The 1,344-nt window shown below is 48.7% G+C and carries 2 protein-coding genes; both read left to right on the top strand.

The window, feature by feature from the left end; translation table 11 throughout:
- Positions 1-68 precede the first annotated feature (68 nt).
- Positions 69-638: an ADP compounds hydrolase NudE gene (nudE, locus tag R7E47_RS24440; protein ID WP_318085284.1), complete on the top strand. Its 570-nt coding sequence runs from the start codon at positions 69-71 to the stop codon at positions 636-638.
- 40 nt (positions 639-678) lie between these two features.
- Positions 679-1,344 (top strand): 3'(2'),5'-bisphosphate nucleotidase CysQ (gene cysQ / locus R7E47_RS24435; protein WP_318085282.1); only part of this gene is annotated, 666 nt, incomplete at its 3' end.

Here is a 1,344-nt window from a genome sequence, read left to right as displayed (position 1 = left end):
GCAGAGTTCTCATATATTAAGAATCTTACGCACCTTACAAAAGCCAACGACACCAAGGAGTCAGCGCCATGTCGAAAAGGACCCCACCAGAGATTCTCTCGTGTCAGACGGTCGCACGATCAAAACTGTTTGCAGTGGAAGCGCTCGAACTTCGCTTCTCCAAGGGCGGGCATCGCACTTATGAGCGCATGAAGCCAAGTGGTCGCGATGCCGTAATGGTTGTACCGATAACCGAGCAGGGCGATTTACTGTTGGTACGTGAATACGCTGCTGGTACAGAGCGCTACGAACTGGGTTTTCCTAAAGGTCTTATCGATCCCGGTGAAACGCCACATCAGGCCGCTGACCGCGAACTAAAAGAAGAAATTGGTTTTGGTTGTAAGGAACTCACCCCGTTAAAACAAGTGATCCTTGCTCCTTCTTATTTTTCGAGCAAGATGACGCTGTTTCTAGGTCAATCGCTGTACCCTGAAAAGCAAGAAGGTGACGAACCAGAGCCGTTAGAAATTGTGCGCTGGCCACTCGCACAAGCCGAAGAGCTATTAACGCATTTGGACTTCTGTGAAGCACGAAGCATCACGGCGTTAATGTTGGCACTGAAACACTTACCAAACACCACTCACAACAACAATCAATAACGGTGTAAACCGAAAATATTGTGAGTAAGGACTATCACCTATGCCAATGACAAAAGATCTATCTCACCTGCTTCCTCAAGTTATCGAAATTGCCCGCAGTGCGGGACAAATGATTCTCGATATCTACGAGAAAAAGCAATATGAAGCGTACACCAAAAGTGATGAAACACCGGTCACAAGCGCCGATATTGCCGCGCACAAACTCATCACTGAACGTTTAAGTGAACTGACGCCAGACATCCCCGTGTTGTCTGAAGAAGCCGCCGACATCAGCTTAGAGCAGCGCGCACAATGGCAGCGTTATTGGTTGGTCGACCCATTAGATGGCACACAAGAATTCATCGCACGCAGTGGCGACTTTGCGACCATCATTGCATTAATTGACAACAACAAGCCTGCGATGGGCGTGGTGTATGGGCCTGTTTCTGGCGTCACGTATTACGCATACAGCGGCAAAGGTGCGTGGAAAATCCCAGACATGTCTGAAAGCGTGAAAATCCACACGCACAAACATGAACAAGCAGGACAAAACATTGCCATTGCTATTAGCCGTCGCCAAGACATTAATCTTATCACCAGCCGCATGAGCAGCGCTTGGAACTACGACTTAATTCCTCTCGGTTCTGCAGCACTAAAAGCGTGTTTGGTGGCGGAAGGAGCGGTCGATTGCTATTTACGTTTGGGCCCTACTGGCGAATGGGATACA

The organism is Vibrio sp. Vb1026 (assembly GCF_033338745.1).
GTDB lineage: Bacteria > Pseudomonadota > Gammaproteobacteria > Enterobacterales > Vibrionaceae > Vibrio > Vibrio alginolyticus.
The sequence above is the reverse complement of the archived record's forward strand: the minus strand, read 5'-3'. Positions and strand labels throughout refer to the sequence as shown.

Excerpts from the sequence above, each read along its gene's own strand:
- nudE (WP_318085284.1), top strand. The coding sequence starts at position 69 with ATGTCGAAAAGGACCCCACCAGAGATTCTCTCGTGTCAGACGGTCGCA.